We start from the raw sequence: 1078 nt of genomic DNA on the forward strand, positions 1-1078 counted from the left end.
TCCTCTTGCGCAAGGGGCGGTTACACATGTTGCACAAATCGGTTGAACGCTGAGTTTCCCCTTTCCCCGGACGGACTTATCCCACAGCTTCCGTGACGGGTATTCCGAGCGCCGTATAGCGGTTGAGCACGGCGATGCAGACCTGAAGCTCCGCGACTTGGCGGTCGAAGTCCCGCGCCATGAGCCGCTGGCCCAGCAGTTTGACACAATGCATCTTCGTTTCGACGCGGCTTCGGCGGTGGTATTCGCTCCATCGTCGCCACAGGGCACGGCCGAGGTATTTTGATGCGCGCAGGGCCTCGTTTCGGGCGACCGCGCCAGCAGTGACGGTCTTCCATGGCTTGGCGTTCTTGCGGGGCGGGATGACGGCGTGGGCGCCGCGGCCAGCTATGGCATCGTGGCATTTGCGTGTGTCGTAGGCCCCATCTGCTGTGACGCTGCCGATTTCCTGGTCTGCCGGGATCTGGTTGAGCAGGTCGGGCAAAACCGGCGCATCACCGATGTGGCTCCCGGTGATCTCAACAGCCCGAACCTCCAGTGTTTCCTCATCGATGCCAAGGTGGATTTTGCGCCAGACCCGCCGCTTTGGGCCACCATGCTTGCGGGCGTGCCATTCGCCTTCGCCCTCAACCTTGATGCCGGTGCTGTCGATCAGCAGGTGCAACGGACCCTTGGAGCCGCGATATGGGATGTTGACGGCCAAGGTTTTCTGACGGCGCGACAGCGTGCTGAAGTCGGGCACCGTCCAGTCGAGGCCAACCAGGCGCAACAGGCTTTCGACGAAGCCGGTTGTCTGCCGCAGCGCCATCCCGAACAGCACCTTCATCGAAAGGCATGTTTGTATGGCGGCATCGCTGTAGCTCTGCTGGCGACCACGCTTGCCTGTCGGCGCGGCATCCCAGGTCATCTCGGGGTCAAACCAGATCGTCAGCGAGCCCCGGCGCTTGAGCGCTTCATTGTAGGCTGGCCAGTTCCTGGTCTTGTAGGTCGGGGGTGTGTGTCTGCTCATACATCCCAGCTACCACGCTGGATTCACGAGATGAATCCCTCACGCGATTTGTGCAACATGTGTAACCGC

General features: G+C 61.5%; 1 protein-coding gene. It reads right to left on the reverse strand.

Annotated elements, in window-relative coordinates; all coding sequences use genetic code 11:
- Positions 1-76: 76 nt before the first annotated feature.
- Positions 77-1009: an IS5 family transposase gene (locus K7H22_RS19965; RefSeq protein WP_230802557.1), complete on the reverse strand. Its 933-nt coding sequence runs from the start codon at positions 1007-1009 to the stop codon at positions 77-79.
- Positions 1010-1078: the final 69 nt, after the last annotated feature.

It is taken from the genome of Seohaeicola saemankumensis, assembly GCF_021021435.1.
GTDB lineage: Bacteria > Pseudomonadota > Alphaproteobacteria > Rhodobacterales > Rhodobacteraceae > Seohaeicola.

Coding starts and splice junctions, on each gene's coding strand:
- K7H22_RS19965 (WP_230802557.1), bottom strand. CDS start 1,009: ATGAGCAGACACACACCCCCGACCTACAAGACCAGGAACTGGCCAGCC.